General features: G+C 44.0%; 2 protein-coding genes. One reads left to right on the top strand and one right to left on the bottom strand.

Features of this window, described 5'->3' with window-relative positions; all coding sequences use genetic code 11:
• The first annotated feature begins 258 nt into the window (after nt 1-258).
• On the top strand, nt 259-480 hold the full coding sequence (locus F6K20_RS37050; RefSeq protein WP_008180180.1) for a DUF7219 family protein: 222 nt from the start codon (nt 259-261) through the stop codon (nt 478-480).
• 20 nt (nt 481-500) lie between these two features.
• On the opposite strand, the gene F6K20_RS37045 is transcribed toward F6K20_RS37050, so the two are convergent.
• The coding region (locus F6K20_RS37045; protein ID WP_287298202.1) for an adenylate/guanylate cyclase domain-containing protein at nt 501-1,755 on the bottom strand (1,255 nt) is incomplete at its 5' end.

Raw genomic sequence — 1,755 nt, 5'->3', positions numbered from 1 at the left:
GTGGGGGTTCCCACGGGTAAAACAGCGGTGCATTCACCTAGTGTCTCCAAAGGAGAATCGTGGTGTTTCGCAAACAGACACAAAACCACTCGCCCTTTGCATCAAGACAATGCCCTTGTGTTTTGGGCAGTACCGTAAAACCTGATGTCTATTACAGCAATCACAATCAGACAAAATCCGAAATTTGGTGGAGCGTGAGTTATCCTTTAATCAGTTAAGTTAAGGTTAGGTTAAAAACGTCTGGTGCAGGCAATAGCTATGGTAGATCCATCTGATTTTTTACACCCTCACAGTCCCTATCACGGTCAGTTCAAGCCAGAAAACGTGGTTTTTAACGCTAATTTACAGGAATTTGCTCAAAAAGTCAGCTACATCTGTAATCTGGAAACTGCTGGTAAGCTGCCTCCAAAAGAGGCTTACCAGCAGATTAAAAAACTCTGGAAAGAGTTGAAACAAAGCAAAAAGAGCCTGGGTATATAAAGGATGAAATACGTCATTCTTTACTTCGTGGTCATCGTGTAAACTCCATCCCAGGAATCATCAGGAGGATGATCACAATAGTTTTTAGCTCGGTTAATATGGGTCTTGACAGGCCGGTCATTTGGTTGTATATCTAGTGCATCAGTAAAATACTTGAGTGCCTGGTGAAAGTCTCGTTTGATGTAAGCATTACGCCCTGCTTGATACAAATCCAAGAACCGTTTTCTTTTATCGCTAAGGGATACGTCGGTTTTGCCAATTAATTCATAAATCCTAACCGCTTGGTTTTTACCTTTGACCCGGATTTGATCTAACTCCCGCACCACAATGCGATCGCGGCACAAATTATAGGTAGACTCACTCAAGATAATGTCGCAGCCATACTCTTTGGTAACGCTTTCGAGACGAGCACTTAGATTCACCCCATCTCCAATAACCGTATAGTCCATCCGTTTTTGGGAGCCGATATTGCCGGAAACCACTTCTCCAGAACTAATTCCCATTCCAATCCGGATTTCAGGTTGGTTGTTACGACTGCGATTGGAATTAAATTTTGCTAAGCGTGAGCGCATATCTAGAGCTGATTTGACAGCCTTCCAAGCATGATTTGGCAGGGGTAAAGGTGCTCCAAACACCGCCATCAAGGCATCTCCAATAAACTTGTCCAAGGTGCCATCATGATTGAATACAGCCTCTACCATGGTTTCAAAATACTTGTTGAGCAACGATACCACCTCTGTTGCTCCGAGATGTTCTGTTAGGTTTGTGTAGCCCCGGATATCGGAAAATAGAATTGTTACTTCTTGCTTCTTGCCCTGCATTAAGGTATCTTCCCCTAGGGCTAAGACTTGATCAGCAACCCGTGGAGTCATGTAGCGATACATGGCTGTCTTCATACGCTTCTCACGAGTCATATCTTCTAGAACCACTAACCCACCTCGCACACTTCCCTCTGGGTTGAGCAAAGGATTGACGCTTAGGTTGAGACTGCGTTCAATTTCCTGAACTTGGTATTTTGACAAATAATAAGTAGATGAAGATTCCGTGTGGGGTGTTTCATTCCAGGGTACATAAACATTCGGGTCATCCCACTTTGGCATTGCCAGCACCATCGATGGTGATCCTAAATCCCCTTGAGGAGCTTTATACAGACCAATCTTCAGAGTTTGTTCTGGCATATAATGCCGAGTCCCTGTAGCCAAGCTATCTTGCCAACGCCACTGGAGATTTTCAATCGGTACTACATCCCAGATGTATCGACCAGTGAGCTTAGAA

Source organism: Moorena sp. SIO2C4, from assembly GCF_010672485.1.
Taxonomy (GTDB): Bacteria; Cyanobacteriota; Cyanobacteriia; order Cyanobacteriales; family Coleofasciculaceae; genus Moorena; species Moorena producens.
This window is presented reverse-complemented; position numbering and strand designations above follow the sequence as displayed.